The organism is Saccharopolyspora sp. NPDC045941 (assembly GCF_056431445.1).
The window spans coordinates 20,399-37,344 of sequence record NZ_JBWKKU010000043.1; the positions used below are offsets into that span (position 1 = coordinate 20,399).

A 16,946-nucleotide genomic window follows, 5' to 3' on the forward strand; every position below is an offset into this window, starting at 1 on the left:
AGACGCCGACCGGACACCGGGCGCGGAGTTCCCGCATCACCCCGAGTGCGGGGTCCCACCAGGTACAGGAGGCTTTCCATGACCAACCCGTACGGCCCCCCACCGGGGCAGCAGCCGTACCCGCAGCAGGGCCCGCCGATGGCGCCGCCCGGCGGCTACGGCCCGCCGTCCGGCCCGATGCCACAACAGCCGATGCCACAACAGCCGATGCCGCAGCAGCCGATGCCGCAGCAGATGCAGCCGGGAATGCCGCAGCAGGGCTACCCGCAGCCGCCGGCCCCGGCCGCGCCGCAGGGCCAGCCGATGGCGCCGCCCGCGCCCGGCATGGGACGCATCATGATCGACTGCTCGTACTTCTGGCTGGCGTTCATGCTGATGTTCTTCAAGCCCCAGCTCACCATCAACGGGCAGCCGGGCCCGATCCTGACCTGGGGCAAGACCCCGGTCGACCTGCCGCCCGGCCAGTACCAGATCGGCATCCACGTCAACTACCTGTGGCAGGTCGGCCTCGCGACCGCGGTGATCCCGGTCAACGCCGGTCAGCAGGTCGACGTCCACTACGCGGCGCCGGTGATCGTCTTCCTGAACGGCGCCATCGGCCCGACCCCGCAGAAGGCGCCCGGCATGGGCCTGGCCATCGGGATCATGGCCGGCAGCGTCGCGCTGTGCTTCCTGATCATCCTGCTGTCGGTCATCTCGACCGCCATGAGCTGAGCCGCCCGCCCGCGGCCGATCGCCCGCCGTGACCGCAGTTTCAATTGATGTTTTTCCAACCTCGTTTTGCGTGGCGGTGCGGGTGGCGGAACCTCAGAGGCTTCCTGGTCTGTGGGTGCCCTGACTTATGTATGTCCAATACACGGCGTCAGGGCCGTCCTCGCCAGGAAGCCTCTGAGAACCCGCGGCGGTGCAGGTGTCGTAGGTGGGCTATGCGCCTGCGGCGCATGCGACAGCCCGTCGACGTGCAGCTTTGCGACCCGCGACTGCGGGTTGACCAGGATGAAGAACGCTCAATTGAAACTGCGGTCACGACAGCAAGAACCGCGTGCGGTCAGGCGTTGTCGGCCTGCTCGACGGCGGCTTCGGGAGCCGGCCGCGGGTGGCGCAGCGACAACAGCCCGCCCACCACGAGCGTCACGACGACGCCCAGCGGCGTGTACCAGGGGAACGCGAGCGACTTCTCGCCGCCTTCGCCGTCCGGGAAGGTCACCCAGAACACGAAGAACAGCACCACCACGAGCGTCGCCACGAACGCGATCACCGCGTCCGCCTGGCGGGCCCGCTTCACCAGCAGCCCCAGCAGGAAAGCGCCCAGCAGCGCGCCGTAGGTGTAGCTGGCGATGCTCAGGCCGACCTCGACCACCGGGTTGTCGGTGCTGCTGAACATCGACGCGAACACCACGAACACCACGGCCCAGACCAGGGTCCAGCCCTTGCCCATCCGCAGGACGGTCGCGTCGTCGAGCTTGCGCTTCGAGATCCGCTGGTAGAGATCGCTCACCGTGGACGTGGACAGCGAGTTCAGCGACGACGCCAGGGTGCTCATCGCCGCGGCCAGGATGCCGGCGATCAGCAGGCCGGACAGCCCGGGCGGCAGGTCGTTGACGATGAACTGCGGGAACAACTCGTCCTTGCTGGCCATGCCCAGGTCCGCCGGTTGGGCGCCCTTGAAGAACGACCACAGCATCGTGCCGATGAACAGGAACAGCGCGAACTGCAGGAACACCACGACGCCGCTGGCGATCAGCGCCCGCTGGCTGTCCCGGAGGTCCCGGCAGGCGAGGAGCCGCTGCACCATCAGCTGGTCCGCGCCGTGCGAGGCCATCGCGAACACCGCGCCGCCGATCACGGCGGTGAAGAACGCGTACTGGTCGGTGATGATCGACGAACCGAAGTCGAAGAGCTGGAACTTGCCCTCGGCGACCGCGGTCGCCATCCAGTCCCCGGGCAGCCTGCCGAACAGCACCACCGCGGCGCAGATCGCGCCGCCGACGTAGACCGCCATCTGGATCGCGTCGACCCACACCACGGCCTTGATGCCGCCGAAGTAGGTGTAGATCACCGTCATGACCGACAGGATCAGCACGATCTGCCAGTACGACATGGTCACGCCGAAGGCCGCCAGCATCACCTTCACCGGGATCGCGGTGGCGAACAGCCGCAGGCCGTCGGCCAGCAGCCGGGTCACCAGGAACGTCACCGACGCGGTGCCCTGCAGGCCGGAACCGAACCGCTGCCCCAGGAACGCGTAGGCGCTGACCAGGTTCCCGGCGTAGTACTTGGGCAGCAGCACGAACGCCACCACGATCCGGCCGATCAGGTAGCCGATCGCGAGCTGGAGGTAGGTGAAGCTGCCGAGGTAGGCCACCGTCGGCACGCTGATCACCGTCAGCGTGGACGTCTCGGTGGCGACCACCGAGAAGCACACCGCCCACCAGGGCAGCTGGCGGCTGCCGACGAAGTAGTCCTGCGAGCTGCGTTGCCGGCCGCTGAGCAGCATCCCGAGCACCGGCATAGCGATCAGGTACAACCCGATCACGACTAGGTCGAGAGATCGCATAGCGCCTCCTGTGCGGTGTGGCCGGGCTGCATTCGCAGCCGCCTCGGCTGCTCGATGGCGGGCTCGGGCAGCCGGAGCGGGCCGGCTCCCGGGGTGATGCTGCCCAACAAGCGGGGCCCGTTGGCTCCGGTGGTGCCCGGCGCGTTGCCGCTGACGCCGTGCCAGGTGAGGAATCCGAGCAGCGCTGTCAGGTACGCCTCCTTGCCGTCCGCGGGCATGCCGAGGTCGTCGCTGACGACCAGCGGCGCGTCCAGCAGGCGGCGCAGGGCGGCGAGCAGGACAGGATTGCGCACCCCGCCGCCGGACGCAACGACCTTCGCGGCCTGCTCGTTGCGGCATGCGTCGGCGATGGTGCGCGCGGTGAGCTCGGTCAGCGTCGCCAGCAGGTCGCCGTCGTCGACCTGGGCGGGCAGCTTGTCCAGCGCCCGGGCCAGGTAGTCGGCGTTGAAGTGCTCCTTGCCGGTGGATTTCGGCGCCGGCCGCCGGTAGTAGCCGTCGGCGAGCAGCACTTCGAGCAGTTCGGGGTGGACGGTGCCGGTCGCGGCGATGCTCCCGTCGGTGTCCTGCGGCGTGCCGGTGATCCGGCCGGCCGCGAGGTCGATCAGCGCGTTCCCGGGGCCGGTGTCGTAGGCCAGCGCCCGCCGCCCGCCGACCACGGTGATGTTGGCGATGCCGCCGATGTTCAGCGCGATGGTCGTGCCGGGCTCGTCGGCCAGCCACAGCGCGTCGAACACGCCCGCCAGCGGGGCGCCCTGACCGCCGGCGGCGACGTCGCGGGCCCGCAGGTCGGACACCACCGGCAGGCCGGTGGCCTCGGCGATCCACGCGGGCTGCCCGATCTGCAGGGTGCCGCGCGCCCGCCCGCTGCCCTGGACCCAGTGGTAGATCGTCTGCCCGAGCGATGCCACGAGGTCGGCGCGGCCGCCCGCGAGCTCGACCCCGAGCCGGGCCGCGGCGGCGAACTGCTGCCCGACGTAGGTGTCGAGCCGGCACAGGTCTTCGGCGCTGCAACCGGCCGGGGGGAGCACGGCGCGCAGCTTCTCGTGCAGCGCGTCCGGGTAGGGGAGCACGGTGGCGCCCAGCGGCCGGAGCTGCACGGTGTCGCCGTCCAGCCGCAGCTCGGCCACGGCGACGTCGACGCCGTCCATCGACGTGCCGGAGAGCAGACCGATCACGCGCCACCAACCCACATGTGTGGTCTATTGCACAGCGCATGGTAAATGCAAGCGTCTCGCGCTCATTGTTGGTGATTTGCTCACTTGGTGTGCCGGGCGCGTTCCGAGGCCGGTATGACCAGGTGGGAGGATGGGCGAGTGACCACCGAGAACCTGATTCTGATCATCGTCGCCGTCGTGGTGGTGCTGGCGATCGCCGTGGTCGCCGGCGTCGTGCTGAACCGCCGGCGGCGGATCAGCCTGAGCGAACGGGACGAGACCGCGGGCCAGGCCGAGTCCGTCAAGGGCGGCGGGTATCGCGCCGACAACGGGATCAGCCTGTCCAGCGGCGGCACCACAACGGCGGCCCCGCCGGAGCATCCGGCGGGCGAGCGCACCGAGGTGGAGGGCCAGCCCGGGGTCGGCGACGACGCGGCGGTGCCCCGCGACACCGAGCGGCGCGGCATCGTGGACGTGCCCCTGCCGGACGGCGGCACGGTGACCGAGGAGCCGCCGGTCAAGGAGCCGCCGGTCGAAGCGCCGGCCGAGATTCCGGAGCAGGAGCGCGCCGAGCCGGTGCCGGAGCCAGCGCCCGCGGTGCCGGAGGAGATCGAGGAGATCGAGCCGACCTCGGGTCGGCTGGAGCGGCTGCGCGGCCGGCTCTCCCGCTCCCGGTCGACGTTCGGCCAGGGCTTGCTGGGCCTGCTCGGCGCCGGCGACCTGGACGAGGACTCCTGGGAGGAGATCGAGGACACCCTCCTGCTGGCCGACCTGGGCGCGGCGACAACCACGGAGATCACCGAGCGGCTGCGCACCGAGATCGCCACGCGCGGCATCCGCACGCCGGACGAGGCGCGCGCGCTGTTGCGCGAGGTGCTGGTGGACGCCCTCGGCCCGGACATGGAGCGCGCGGTGCGCGCGCTGCCGCACGGCAACCCGGCCGACGGCGGCAAGCCGGCCGTGGTGCTGGTCGTCGGCGTCAACGGCACCGGCAAGACCACGACCACCGGCAAGCTGGCGCGGGTGCTCGTCGCGGACGGCCGGACGGTCCTGCTCGGCGCGGCCGACACCTTCCGCGCCGCGGCCGTCGAGCAGCTCGCCACCTGGGGCAGCCGGGTGGGCGCCGAGGTGGTGCGCGGCAAGGAAGGCGCCGACCCGGCGAGCGTGGCGTTCGAGGCGGTCAGCCGCGGCAGCGACACGGCCGTGGACGCGGTGCTGGTCGACACGGCCGGCCGCCTGCACACCAAGACGGGCCTGATGGACGAGCTGGGCAAGGTCAAGCGCGTCGTGGAGAAGAAGGCCCAGGTCGACGAGGTCCTGCTGGTGCTGGACGCGACGACGGGCCAGAACGGCCTGACGCAGGCGCGGGTGTTCTCCGACGTGGTGGACGTGACGGGCATCGTGCTCACCAAGCTCGACGGCACGGCCAAGGGCGGCATCGTCTTCCAGGTCCAGCGGGAACTGGGCGTCCCGGTGAAGCTGGTGGGCCTCGGCGAAGGCCCGGACGACCTGGCCCCCTTCGAGCCGGGAGCCTTCGTGGACGCCCTCCTCGGCTGAGAAGTCCGACAACAGCCCCCCGCGCTCCAGGCGCGGGGGGCTGTTCGTTTCTCGCGCCTTCCGATCCGCGGCGGCCGGAACTTTCCCCGGGCAGGTGTTCTGCTCGCGTGAGCGACATCAAGGCATTGACGCAACTGGTTGGTTGCCATATTGTCGCAACCAACGAGTTGCGATAAGGCTCTGCCGGAGGACGCCATGGGATTTCCCGACCGGATCGAACGGACCACGGATCTGGCCCATCCGCCGAGCAAGGTATGGGCGGCGCTGACCACGCCCGAAGGGCTCAGCGGATGGTTCGGCAACGACGCCGCCATCGACCTGCGCCCGGGTGGGGCCGCACGGATGAGCTGGCCGGAGGGTCCGGTCGCCGACATTCGCATCGAGCGGGTCGAGGAGCCCCGCGTTCTCGGTTTCACCTGGCGAGTCGACGGCATGCCCGAGGGCGATCCGCGGCGGACGTACGTGGAATTCACGCTCGAACCGACGCTGCAAGGCACTCGGTTGACCGTGGTGGAGACCGGCTTCGCGCAGCTGCCGGAAGGCAACTACCGCACCGGGTACGACTCTCACGCCGAGGGGTGGGCGCGCGAGCTGGGTGAACTGGTCGGCTACCTCGACGCCGCCTAGGTCATGCCGCCCGACAACGAAGCGATCGCCGAGCAGGTCTTCGTCGCGCTCGCCGACCCGACCCGGCGCGGGATCCTCGCCGAACTGGCCTCGGGTGGCCCGGCCACCGCCACGGACCTGGCCGTCCGCCTGCCGATCACCCGGCAGGCGATCGCCAAGCACCTGGTGCTGCTCGCCGAAGCGGGCCTGGTGACGGCGGAGCCCGGTGAGCGACGGCGAGTGCGTTACCGGCTCCGCTCCGAACCGATGCGCGTGGCACAACAGTTCCTAGCCGCGCTGGCCCGCGACTGGGACGGCCCGCTCGACGCGCTGAAGAAACACCTCGACCAGTGAGCCGGCACCCCGAAAGCGCAGGAACGGAAAACCGGAAAACGGAGGGCGGCACGATGAACGAGTCGACGAACGCGGCGCTACCGAAGGTGGTCGACCGTGCCACCTGGCAGGTCGAACTGGATGAGCTGCGGATACGGGAGAAGGCCCACACCCGCGAAGGTGACGCGATCGCCGCGGCCCGCCGCCGGCTGCCGATGGTGGAGGTGGACGCCACGATCCAGCTGATCGGCCCGGACGGCGCGGTCAGCCTGCTGGAGGCGTTCGAGGGCCGTCGGCAGCTGATCGCGTACTTCCACATGTGGCACGACGACCACCCCGCGGCCGAGCAGTGCTCGGGTTGCACGTTCTACAACGGGCAGGTCCGCGAGCGCTCCTACCTGCACACCTGCGGTGTGACCTACGCCACCTTCTGTTACGGCCCGTACGAGCAAAGCGTGCGCTACCGCGACGTCATGGGCTGGGACATGCCGTGGTACTCGGTGCGGGACAGCGCCGAGGCACTGCTGGCCGGTCGTCGGGTCGGGGTGTTCTACCTGGTGTGCTACTTGCGCGAGGGCGATCGGGTATTCGAGACCTACTGGACCACCGGCCGCGGCGTCGAGGCGCTCGACAACAACTACGCGCTGCTGGACCGCACCGTCTACGGCCGCCAGGAGCCCTGGGAGGACTCGCCCGCCGGCTGGCCGCAGCACTAACTAGGAGCAGGGCGCTCCGACGACCTCGGCGGGGGGAGCTGAGCACCCCGAGTGGATCGGCTGCACCAGACGGGGCAGCCATGGCGCGCCAGGCGATGTTTCCGGTCCGGTTGATCGGCCAGAATGACGGCAAATCTGGCCGATCGGCCGGACCTTTTGATCATGAGAATTTGTCTGACGACTGATGTCTGGCCTATGGTTCACCCGGAGGTGTTGGCATGCGGGTTGTGGGGCGCCGGTCCTCGGTGGACGAGGTCATCGCCGCGCTCAACGAGCAGCTCTCCGCCGGGGCCTGGGCTCCCGGTGAGCGGATTCCGACCGAGCTGGAGCTGGTCGCCGAGCTGGGGGTCAGCCGGACCGTCGTCCGGGAGGCCGTGCGGGCGCTCGTGCACCTCGGCCGGCTGGAATCCCGGCAGGGCGCCGGGACGTTCGTCGTGTCCACCGCCGATCCGGCGCCGATGCTGCGGCAGTTGCGGCTCGCCGGGGTCCGGGACGTCTTCGAGGTGCAGCTCGCCTACGACGTGCAGGCCGCCCGGTTGGCCGCGATGCGTCGCGACGACACCGACATCCAGCGGCTGCGCGAGCTGCTCGACCTCCGCGACCGCGTGGAATCGCCCGAGACCTTCGCCGCCGCCGACGTCGACTTCCACGTCGCGGTCGTGGCGGCGGCGCGCAACCCGGTTCTCTCGGAGATGTACCGCTACCTCAGCGAACGTCTCCAGGAGAGCCTGGAAACGCTCCGCGCGGACGCCGCGCTGTCCGAAGGCGGGCCGGTCACCCACCGGGCGCTGCTGGAGGCCATCGTCGACGGTGACCCGGAGGCCGCCGCGGCGGCCGCGCACGCCGTGATCAAGCCGAGCCTGACGTCCCTCGGGGGCGTTCTCGACGAGAGGGGAAACGCGCAGTGAGCACCCGAGTCCAGCAGGCATCGGCGTCCCCGGTGGGCACCGCCGTGGCCGCCACCCTGGTGCTGGTCGTGCTGGTGGCGCTGGCGCTGCGGCCGCCGTTCACCGCTGTCGCGCCGCTGCTGGAGCAGATCCAGCAGGACCTGGGCGTGTCGAACACCTTCGGCGGCGTGCTGACGACGCTGCCCGTGGTGTGCCTGGGGGTGTTCGCGTTCGTCGCGCCGAAGCTCCGGCAGCGCTTCGGCGACGAGAAGGTGCTGGTCGGCTGCCTGATCGTGCTGCTGATCGGCAATTCGCTGCGTGCGCTGGGGTCGATCTGGACGCTGCTGGCCGGGACCGTCGTGGTCGGCGCCGGGATCGCGGTGGCCAACGTGGCGCTGCCGGGCCTGATCAAGCGGGACTTCCCGCACAAGGTGCCGGTGATCACGGCGGTCTACACGATGTGCCTGACGCTGGGCGGCGCGATCGCGGCGAGCGTGGTCGTGCCGCTGGGCGCCGCGCTGTCGTCCGCCTGGCGCGCCCCGCTCGGGCTCCTCGCGGTTCCCGTCCTGCTGGCCCTGGTGATCAGCCTCTTCGCACTGCGGCGCAGCTCCGGCACGCCGCCGCAGCCGTCCAGCGGCGGCCGGTTGTGGCGGAACCCGCTGGCCTGGCAGGTCACCGTCTTCATGGGCGTGCAGTCGGCGATGGCCTACGTCACGTTCGGCTGGCTGCCGACGATGCTGCAGAGCCGGGGCATGAGCGCCGGGCTCGCCGGCCTGGCGCTGGGCATCCAGGCCGCGGTGCAGGCCGTCGGCTCGATGAGCGTGCCCGTGCTGTGCCACCGGCTGCGCGACCAGCGCCTGATCGCCGTGGTGCTGGCGGTGCTGCTCATGCTCGGCTTCACCGGGATCCTCGTCGGCCCGGCCGCCGGGCTGTGGCCGGCGGTGGTCGTGCTCGGCCTGGCGCAGGGCGCGGCGTTCGGCTTGGCGCTGACGCTGTTCGGGCTGCGCTCGCCGGACAGCGACACCACGACGGCGCTGTCCGGGATGGCGCAGGGCGGCGGGTACCTCATCGCCGCGGCCGGTCCGCTGCTGATCGGGCTGCTGCACGACGTGACCGGCGGCTGGATCGCGCCGCTGGTGCTGCTGCTGGGTTGCTCGACGATCTGGCTCTGCACGGGCCTGCTGGCCGGGCGGCCCGTCCAGGTGCCTTCGGTGATCGACGGCGAAACGCGGCGGTGACCTCACAACACCGCTGTAACCGTCGGTGAGCCGGATTTCACGGCCGCGTAACAGCGGAACGGGCCGCCGGAAACAGGCATTCCTCAGGATGCGGGCCAACTCGGTCGCATCGGGAGGCAATGTGAATTCAGGCGACACCGCATGGGTGCTCGTGAGCGCGGCGTTGGTCCTGCTCATGACCCCGGGTCTGGCGTTCTTCTACGGCGGCATGGTGCGCTCCCGCGGCGTGCTCAACATGTTGATGATGAGCCTCGGCAGCATCGGCGTGGTGGGCGTGCTGTGGGTGCTCATCGGCTACTCCACCGCGTTCGGCTCCGACATCGGCGGGGTCGGCCTGCTCGGCAACCCGGCCGAGTTCTTCGGGCTGAGCTCGCTGCTGGCCGGGGACCAGGTCTCCGGCAGCATCCCGACGCTGGCGTTCGCCGGCTTCCAGGCGATGTTCGCGATCATCACCGTGGCGCTGATCTCCGGCGCGATCGCCGACCGGGCCCGCTTCGGCCCGTGGCTGCTGTTCGCCGGGTTGTGGGCCGTGGTGGTGTACTTCCCGGTCGCGCACTGGGTGTTCGCCTTCGACACCGAGGACGACGCGGGCAACGTGATCGCCGTCGGCGGCTGGATCGCCAACCGGCTGGCCGCGATCGACTTCGCCGGCGGCACCGCGGTGCACATCAACGCGGGCGCCGCCGCGCTGGCCCTGGTGCTGGTGCTCGGCAAGCGCAGGGGCTGGCCGAAGGACCCGGGCAAGCCGCACAACCTGCCGTTCGTGGTGCTCGGCGCGGGCCTGCTGTGGTTCGGCTGGTTCGGGTTCAACGCCGGTTCGGCACTGGCGGCCAACACCACCGCCGCGGTCGCGCTGGTGAACACCCTGGTGGCGACCAGCGCCGCGATGCTCGGCTGGCTGCTGGTCGAGCGCATCCGCGACGGCCACGCGACCACGCTCGGCGCCGCGTCCGGCATCGTCGCGGGCCTCGTGGCGATCACCCCGGCCTGCTCCTCGGTGACGCCGCTGGGCGCGATCGCGGTCGGCGCGATCACCGGCGCGGTGTGCGCGCTCGCGGTGAGCCTGAAGTACCGGTTCGGCTACGACGACTCGCTGGACGTCGTCGGCGTGCACCTGGTCGGCGGCCTGCTGGGCACGCTGCTGATCGGCCTGTTCGCCTCGTCGGCCGCCCCGGCCGGGGTGGACGGCCTGTTCTACGGCGGCGGGCTCGACCAGTTGTGGCGGCAGGCGGTCGGCGCGCTCGCGGTGCTCGCCTACTCCTTCGTGCTCAGCCTGGTGCTGGCGCTGCTGGTCAAGGCGGTCGTAGGGTTCCGGCTGAGCGCCGAGGACGAGGCCGTGGGCATCGACGAGACCGAGCACGCCGAGACCGCTTACCACTTCGGCGACGACCGCTCCGCGCGACGCCGGTCCGCGGCGCCTGCCGACGAGGTCGAACGCAAGCTGGAGGGCAGCCGCGCATGAAGTTGGTGACCGCGATCGTCCAACCGTCCAAGTTGGACGATCTGAAGGAGGCGCTCGGTCGGCTCGGGGTGCTGGGCATGACCGTCAGCGAGGCGCAGGGCTACGGGCGCCAGAAGGGCCACACGGAGGTCTACCGGGGCGCCGAGTACGCCGTGGACTTCATCGAGAAGCTGCGCGTCGAGGTCCTCGTCGACGACTCCGATGTGGACAAGGCCGTGGACGGGATCGTGACCGCCGCGCGCACCGGCCGGGTCGGCGACGGCAAGGTCTGGGTCACCTCGGTGGAAACCGTGGTCCGGGTGCGCACCGGGGAGACCGGGGTGGAGGCGATCTGACCCCGTTGCCCGACCGAGCCGGAGGGCGCCGCCGATCGAACGATCGGCGGCGCCCTCCGCGTTCCGCGGCTCCTGGCTCGTGAGCGTTTTGGAGTGCCATGGCGATCCAGAACGCTCACGAGTCCCCGCGTGCGACCGGTGTGCCTGAGTGGATTTCGCCGGACTGCTCGTGGCGAGTGCGTAACACTACGCAGCCGTACTCAGGGGGCTTCACGGTCTCGCCGGGCCCGCTCGGACGGCAGACTCCTAAGTGCGACGCGGTGACAAGGGGGAACCGGAGGGGGCCCCGCCCGTACTGGGGGTCGGGCGGGAAACACCGGGCTTCGCGTTCGCGACGGGGGAGCCGCGTGGGTGGCCGGGGGGACACGGTCGCCCACGCGGATCGGGTGCGGTATCTCGTGGCGCCCCAGGGGGATGGTGGGGAAGGCGGTTCGTTCGGGGGGAGCGAGCCGCCTTCCGCTTTTGTGTTCGGTGGCGTTGCGCACTCGGCCCGTCCGCCAAGATCGATCGCGCGTAACCTGGACGCCGTCGTGGACATATCGGACGTACTCCCCTCGGCCACCAGCCCGCCGCCGACGGTGCGCATCGGGCGGCGTTCGCTCGTCGTCCTGGCCGGCCTGCCGGGCGCGGGCAAGAGCACGGTGCTCGGAAAGCTCCGCGGTGGCGCGGACATCTCGACGCTGGACTCCGACCAGGTCCGCGCCGTCCTGCGCAAGGTTCTGCCGAGCCGCCTGCCCTACCGCTACTACCGCCCGCTGGTGCACCTGGTGCACCGCAGCCGCATCGCCTGGCGGTGCGCGCGCACGTCCGGGCCGGTCGTCGCGCACGAGCCCGCGACCCGCGCCACCACCCGCGCGTTGCTGCTCACCTTCGCCTGGCTCACCGGACGGCAGCGGGTGCTGGTGTGGCTGCACGTGGACCCGCGCGAGGCGCTGGCCGGGCAGCGGGCGCGCGGCCGGCTGATCCGGGCCGGATCGTTCCTCCGGCACGTGCACCGGGCCGACCGGATGCACCAGCAGCTGCGCGACGGCGCGACCCCGCGGGGCTGGCACCGGGTGCACCTGTTCACCCGGAATCAGGTCGCCGACGGCCTCCGGCTGGACGTCGTAGCGTGACTTGCGTCCCGTTGTGCCGGGCCACCGCCCCGCTCCCCGATGACGATCGCTAGGCTGGATGTTCGGCGCAGCGGCAGGATGCCGCGGCGCCAGGCTGAGAATGATCGAGCTGCGGGTGACTGGCAACAGGGTGTGCGTCCAGCTGAGCGCGCGGTTCGAAATGCGCAAGCGGCGCCCCGCGGCGATCTAGGGCTCACGAGCCGACGCCTCGCCGATCACCCCGGACCCCGGGCGGGTAGTTGCAGGGCCGTTTCCGCAGACCATCAGCCCCCCTGCCGAGTCCACCGAGGAGATCCGCTTCCAGCATGTCGACATTCGACGAACTTGACCTCGACCCGCGCGTCCGCCAGACCCTCACCGAGATCGGCTACGAGACCCCGTCGCCGATCCAGGAGAAGACCATCCCGCTGCTGCTGGAGGGTCGCGACGTGCTGGGCCTGGCCCAGACCGGCACCGGCAAGACCGCCGCGTTCGCCCTGCCGATCCTGTCCCGCCTCGACCTCGACGCCACCGGCCCGCAGGCCCTGGTGCTCGCGCCCACCCGCGAGCTGGCGATCCAGGTCTCCGAGGCGTTCCAGCGCTACGCCGCGCACATCCCCGGCTTCCACGTGCTGCCGATCTACGGCGGCACCAGCTACGGCCCGCAGCTCGCCGGCCTGCGCCGTGGCGCGCACGTCGTCGTCGGCACCCCCGGCCGGTTGATCGACCACCTGGAGAAGGGCTCGCTCGACCTGACCGGGCTCAAGAACCTGGTGCTCGACGAGGCCGACGAGATGCTGCGGATGGGCTTCATCGAGGACGTGGAGAAGATCCTGCAGTCCGTGCCTGCCAGCCGGCAGGTGGCGCTGTTCTCCGCGACCATGCCCGGCGCGATCCGCAAGATCAGCCAGAACTACCTCAACGAGCCGGTCGAGATCTCGGTCAAGACCAAGACCAGCACCGCGACCAACATCAACCAGCGGCACGTCCCGGTGCGCGCGGCGAGCAAGCTGGACGCGCTGACCCGGATCCTCGAGGTCGAGTCGTTCGACGCGATGATCGTGTTCGTCCGCACCAAGCAGCTGACCGAGGAGCTCGCCGAGAAGCTGCAGGCACGCGGCTTCAGCGCGGCGGCGATCAACGGCGACATCGCGCAGGCGCAGCGCGAGCGCACCATCGGCCACCTCCGGGACGGCAAGATCGACATCCTGGTGGCCACCGACGTCGCCGCCCGCGGCCTCGACGTCGAGCGCATCTCGCACGTGCTCAACTACGACATCCCGCACGACACCGAGTCCTACGTGCACCGCGTCGGCCGCACCGGCCGGGCCGGGCGCAGCGGGGAGGCGATCCTGTTCGTCTCGCCGCGCGAGCGGCACCTGCTGCGGTCGATCGAGCGGGCCACCCGCCAGCAGATCCAGCAGATGGAGCTGCCCACCATCGACGCGGTCAACGACCGCCGGCTGGCCAAGTTCGCGCAGAGCATCAGCGACACCCTCGCCAAGGGCGGCCTGGAGGTCTTCCAGGAGCTGGTGGCGGAGTACGAGCGGACCCACGACGTGCCGGCCGTGGAGATCGCCGCCGCGCTGGCCGCCATGGCCCAGGGCGACCGGCCGCTGCTGCTGGACCCGGAGCCCGTCGAGCCGCCGGCCCGCCGCGACGGCTCGTCGTTCCACCCGGGCAACTCGGACACCGAGACCTACCGGGTCGAGGTCGGCCGCCGCAACCGGGTCACCCCGCGGGCCCTGGTCGGGGCGCTGGCCAACGAGGGCGGCCTGCCCAGCAAGCACATCGGGCACATCGACATCCGCAACGAGCACACCCTGATCGAACTGCCCGCCGACCTGCCGGACGAGCTGCTCAGCAAGCTGCGCAACACCCAGGTGGCCGGGCGGGGCCTGCGGATCAGCCGCGCCGACGGCGAGTTCATCAACCGCCGCCCGCGCCGCCCCGGCCGGGACGGCGCCCGGGACCGCGACCGCGACAAGCCGCGCCCGCACCGCAAGGGCCAGCGTTCGCCGCAGCCCCGCGCGACCGGCAAGCGCCGCGAGGACTACTCGCACAGCTGAGCGGAAGGGGGCCGGTTTCCCGGGAAACCGGCCCCCACCGGGTGACGGCGCCGCCGGGTTCGCGGCCCTCGATCACGCTGGGTCCCCGCACCTGGCGGCAGGTCACCCGGTGGCCGCGCCATTTCTCATGAAATTGCGCTTCCTAGCCCACGCCGGGCCGGTGACCCGGCCGGTTACCCTCGCATAGGTACCCAGGTACATCCCTCGACTCTGGAGCCCGTGAACCCGTGTTCGACACTCTCTCCGACCGGCTCACCTCGGTCCTGACGAACCTGCGCGGCAAGGGGCGGCTGTCCGACGCGGACATCGACGCCACCGCGCGGGAGATCCGCATCGCCCTGCTCGAAGCCGACGTGGCGCTCCCCGTGGTGCGCAGCTTCATCAAGGGAGTCAAGGAGCGCGCCAAGGGTGCCGAGGTCTCGCAGGCGCTGAACCCCGCCCAGCAGGTCATCAAGATCGTCAACGAGGAGCTCGTCACCGTCCTCGGCGGCGAGACCCGGCGGCTGGAGTTCGCGAAGACGCCGCCGACCGTGATCATGCTGGCCGGTCTGCAGGGTTCCGGTAAGACGACGCTGGCGGGCAAGCTCGCCAAGTGGCTCGCCGGGCAGGGCCACACGCCGCTGCTGGTGGCCTGCGACCTGCAGCGCCCGAACGCGGTGAACCAGCTGCAGGTGGTCGGGGAGCGCGCCGGGGTGCCGGTGTACGCACCGGAGCCCGGCAACGGCGTCGGTGACCCGGTCGAGGTGTCCCGCCGCAGCATCGACGAGGCCCGCCGGGCGCAGCACGACATCGTCATCGTCGACACCGCCGGCCGGCTGGGCATCGACGAAGAGATGATGAAGCAGGCCTCCGACATCCGGGACGCGATCACCCCGGACGAGACCCTGTTCGTGCTGGACGCGATGATCGGTCAGGACGCGGTGAACACCGCGCAGGCCTTCCGCGACGGCGTCGGGTTCTCCGGCGTGGTGCTGACCAAGCTCGACGGCGACGCCCGCGGTGGTGCCGCGCTGTCGGTCCGCGAGGTCACCGGCCAGCCGATCATGTTCGCCTCCAGCGGCGAGAAGCTGGAGGACTTCGACGTCTTCCACCCGGACCGGATGGCCAACCGGATCCTGGGCATGGGCGACCTGCTCACCCTCATCGAGCAGGCCGAGCAGGCCTTCGACCAGGAGCAGGCCGAGCAGGCCGCGGCGAAGCTCGGCACCGGCCAGCTGACCCTGGAGGACTTCCTGGAGCAGATGCAGGCGGTCCGCCGGATGGGCCCGCTGCAGAACCTGCTGGGCATGCTGCCGGGCGCGGGCCAGATGAAGGAGCAGCTGGCCAACTTCGACGAGAAGAGCCTGGACCGCATCCAGGCGATCATCCGCGGCATGACGCCCGCCGAGCGGGCCGATCCGAAGATCATCAACGCGTCCCGCCGCCAGCGCATCGCGCGCGGTTCCGGCGTGGCCATCAGCGAGATCAACGACCTGGTCAACCGGTTCTTCGAAGCCCGCAAAATGATGCAGCAGATGGCGGGCGGCTTCGGCTTCGGCGGTGGCGGGGGCAGCAAGAACCGCAAGGGCAAGAAGGGGAAGAAGGGCAAGAAGGGGCGCGGCCCGACTCAGCCCAAGGGCATGCGCGGCCTGCCCGGTGGTTTCCCCGGCCTCCCGCCGGGCGGCATGGGCATGCCGGGCGCGGCCCCGGACCTGTCCAAGCTGGAGGGCGGCATGAACGACCTGCCCGCCGGTTTCGACCCGTCGAAGCTGAACTTCGGCAAGAAGAAGTGACCTCCCTGCACCTGCGCGCCGTCGTGCTCCCCGACGGCGCGCAGCGGGAGCTGTGGGTGCAGGACGGCCGGATCAGCCTGGACCCGGTGCCCGGCGCCGAGACCGTGTTCGACGGCGGCTTCGTGCTGCCCGGCATGGTCGACGCGCACTGCCACGTCGGCATCGGCCCCCAAGGGCCGGTGGAGCTCGACGAGGCCGTGGCGCAGGCGGAGGCCGACCGCGACGCCGGAACGCTGCTGATCCGCGACTGCGGCGCGCCGCTCGACACCCGGCCGCTGCAGGAACGCGAGGACCTGCCCAGGATCATCCGGGCCGGGAAGCACCTGGCCCGCCCCAAGCGCTACATCCCGTACCTGGCCGATCAGCTGGAGCACGAGGAGCAGCTGCCCGCGGCGGTCGCCGAGCAGGTCGCGTACGGCGACGGGTGGATCAAGCTCGTCGGCGACTGGATCGACCGGTCGGTGGGCGACCTCGCGCCGCTGTGGAGCGACGAGGTGCTGGCCGAGGCGATCTCTACGGCGCACCGGCTGGGCGCGCGGGTCACCGCGCACGTGTTCGGCGAGGACGCGCTGCCCGGCCTGATCAACGCCGGGATCGACTGCATCGAGCACGGCACCGGGCTCACCGACGACACGATCGAGCTGATGGCCCGCAACGGCACGGCGCTCGTCCCGACGCTGATCAACATCGAGAACTTCCCGTCGTTCGCGTCGGCCGCGACCAAGTACCCGGCCTACGCGGCGCACATGACCGACCTCTACGAGCGGGCCGACCGGACGGTCGCGAAGGCGATCGAGGCGGGCCTCCCGGTGTACGCGGGAACCGACGCCGGCGGCGGCATCGCGCACGGCCTGCTGGCCGACGAGGTGCGCGCGCTGCACCGGGTCGGGATGTCCACCGAGCAGGCGCTCGGTGCGGCGTCGTGGGCCGCGCGCGAGTGGCTGGGCTGGTCCGGGCTGCAGCACGGTGCCGCGGCCGACCTGGTCTGCTACGACGCGGACCCGCGCAAGGACCTGTCGGTCCTGGACCACCCGGCGCGGATCGTGCTGTGCGGCAACGTCGTCGGCGGCTGATTCCCGACCGCGCTCCCCGATGTGATCTTCCTCGGCGAAGCCGCAGGTGGTGGCGCCGGAGACGACGTGGGCTCCTGGTGGATGCTTAGGGTG

At 71.1% G+C, this 16,946-nt stretch carries 15 protein-coding genes; 13 read left to right on the forward strand and 2 right to left on the reverse strand.

Annotated features, from left to right (window positions below):
- Nucleotides 1-78 precede the first annotated feature (78 nt).
- Entirely contained in the window at nucleotides 79-714 is a 636-nt protein-coding gene (locus AC07FN_RS29720) for a hypothetical protein (RefSeq protein WP_478398577.1), read from the forward strand.
- 334 nt (nucleotides 715-1,048) lie between these two features.
- Here the strand turns inward: AC07FN_RS29720 and AC07FN_RS29725 are convergent, their stop codons facing one another.
- Entirely contained in the window at nucleotides 1,049-2,557 is a 1,509-nt protein-coding gene (locus AC07FN_RS29725) for a sodium:solute symporter (RefSeq protein ID WP_478398578.1), read from the reverse strand.
- Entirely contained in the window at nucleotides 2,539-3,732 is a 1,194-nt protein-coding gene (locus AC07FN_RS29730) for an anhydro-N-acetylmuramic acid kinase (RefSeq protein WP_478398579.1), read from the reverse strand. The genes AC07FN_RS29725 and AC07FN_RS29730 overlap by 19 nt, the downstream gene beginning before the upstream one ends.
- A gap of 114 nt (nucleotides 3,733-3,846) precedes the next feature.
- Between AC07FN_RS29730 and ftsY the strand changes: the two genes are divergently transcribed.
- From ftsY to AC07FN_RS29790, 12 genes are all read left to right on the forward strand, one after another.
- Nucleotides 3,847-5,268, forward strand: coding sequence for a signal recognition particle-docking protein FtsY (gene ftsY / locus AC07FN_RS29735; RefSeq protein ID WP_478398580.1), 1,422 nt, complete (start codon nucleotides 3,847-3,849; stop codon nucleotides 5,266-5,268).
- 195 nt (nucleotides 5,269-5,463) lie between these two features.
- Nucleotides 5,464-5,895: an SRPBCC domain-containing protein gene (locus tag AC07FN_RS29740; protein ID WP_478398581.1), complete on the forward strand. Its 432-nt coding sequence runs from the start codon at nucleotides 5,464-5,466 to the stop codon at nucleotides 5,893-5,895.
- 3 nt (nucleotides 5,896-5,898) lie between these two features.
- Entirely contained in the window at nucleotides 5,899-6,228 is a 330-nt protein-coding gene (locus AC07FN_RS29745; RefSeq protein ID WP_358306723.1) for an ArsR/SmtB family transcription factor, read from the forward strand.
- Nucleotides 6,229-6,281: 53 nt separating this feature from the next.
- Complete coding sequence (locus AC07FN_RS29750) at nucleotides 6,282-6,923, forward strand: DUF899 family protein (protein ID WP_478398582.1); 642 nt, start codon at nucleotides 6,282-6,284, stop codon at nucleotides 6,921-6,923.
- A gap of 218 nt (nucleotides 6,924-7,141) precedes the next feature.
- Nucleotides 7,142-7,831, forward strand: coding sequence for a FadR/GntR family transcriptional regulator (locus AC07FN_RS29755; RefSeq protein WP_478398583.1), 690 nt, complete (start codon nucleotides 7,142-7,144; stop codon nucleotides 7,829-7,831).
- A complete protein-coding gene (locus AC07FN_RS29760) occupies nucleotides 7,828-9,048 on the forward strand; it encodes a CynX/NimT family MFS transporter (RefSeq protein ID WP_478398584.1) in 1,221 nt (406 codons plus the stop codon). The genes AC07FN_RS29755 and AC07FN_RS29760 overlap by 4 nt, the downstream gene beginning before the upstream one ends.
- 121 nt (nucleotides 9,049-9,169) lie before the next feature.
- Nucleotides 9,170-10,510 carry an ammonium transporter gene (locus AC07FN_RS29765; protein WP_478398585.1) on the forward strand — a complete coding sequence of 447 codons (1,341 nt, stop codon included), beginning with the start codon at nucleotides 9,170-9,172 and terminating at the stop codon, nucleotides 10,508-10,510.
- Nucleotides 10,507-10,845 carry a P-II family nitrogen regulator gene (locus AC07FN_RS29770; protein WP_132484864.1) on the forward strand — a complete coding sequence of 113 codons (339 nt, stop codon included), beginning with the start codon at nucleotides 10,507-10,509 and terminating at the stop codon, nucleotides 10,843-10,845. Before AC07FN_RS29765 ends, AC07FN_RS29770 begins: the two co-directional genes overlap by 4 nt.
- Nucleotides 10,846-11,375: 530 nt before the next feature.
- Complete coding sequence (locus AC07FN_RS29775; RefSeq protein ID WP_478398586.1) at nucleotides 11,376-11,960, forward strand: AAA family ATPase; 585 nt, start codon at nucleotides 11,376-11,378, stop codon at nucleotides 11,958-11,960.
- A gap of 305 nt (nucleotides 11,961-12,265) precedes the next feature.
- Nucleotides 12,266-14,008 (forward strand): DEAD/DEAH box helicase, encoded by a 1,743-nt coding sequence (locus tag AC07FN_RS29780; RefSeq protein ID WP_478398587.1) that lies wholly within the window; start codon nucleotides 12,266-12,268, stop codon nucleotides 14,006-14,008.
- Between the two features lie 227 nt (nucleotides 14,009-14,235).
- A complete protein-coding gene (gene ffh, locus AC07FN_RS29785; RefSeq protein WP_478398588.1) occupies nucleotides 14,236-15,780 on the forward strand; it encodes a signal recognition particle protein in 1,545 nt (514 codons plus the stop codon).
- A complete protein-coding gene (locus AC07FN_RS29790; protein ID WP_478398589.1) occupies nucleotides 15,777-16,853 on the forward strand; it encodes a metal-dependent hydrolase family protein in 1,077 nt (358 codons plus the stop codon). The genes ffh and AC07FN_RS29790 overlap by 4 nt, the downstream gene beginning before the upstream one ends.
- Nucleotides 16,854-16,946: the final 93 nt, after the last annotated feature.

Coding starts and splice junctions, on each gene's coding strand:
- AC07FN_RS29720 (WP_478398577.1), top strand. CDS start 79: ATGACCAACCCGTACGGCCCCCCACCGGGGCAGCAGCCGTACCCGCAG.
- AC07FN_RS29725 (WP_478398578.1), bottom strand. CDS start 2,557: ATGCGATCTCTCGACCTAGTCGTGATCGGGTTGTACCTGATCGCTATG.
- ftsY (WP_478398580.1), top strand. CDS start 3,847: ATGACCAGGTGGGAGGATGGGCGAGTGACCACCGAGAACCTGATTCTG.
- AC07FN_RS29740 (WP_478398581.1), top strand. CDS start 5,464: ATGGGATTTCCCGACCGGATCGAACGGACCACGGATCTGGCCCATCCG.
- AC07FN_RS29745 (WP_358306723.1), top strand. CDS start 5,899: ATGCCGCCCGACAACGAAGCGATCGCCGAGCAGGTCTTCGTCGCGCTC.
- AC07FN_RS29750 (WP_478398582.1), top strand. CDS start 6,282: ATGAACGAGTCGACGAACGCGGCGCTACCGAAGGTGGTCGACCGTGCC.
- AC07FN_RS29755 (WP_478398583.1), top strand. CDS start 7,142: ATGCGGGTTGTGGGGCGCCGGTCCTCGGTGGACGAGGTCATCGCCGCG.
- AC07FN_RS29770 (WP_132484864.1), top strand. CDS start 10,507: ATGAAGTTGGTGACCGCGATCGTCCAACCGTCCAAGTTGGACGATCTG.
- AC07FN_RS29780 (WP_478398587.1), top strand. CDS start 12,266: ATGTCGACATTCGACGAACTTGACCTCGACCCGCGCGTCCGCCAGACC.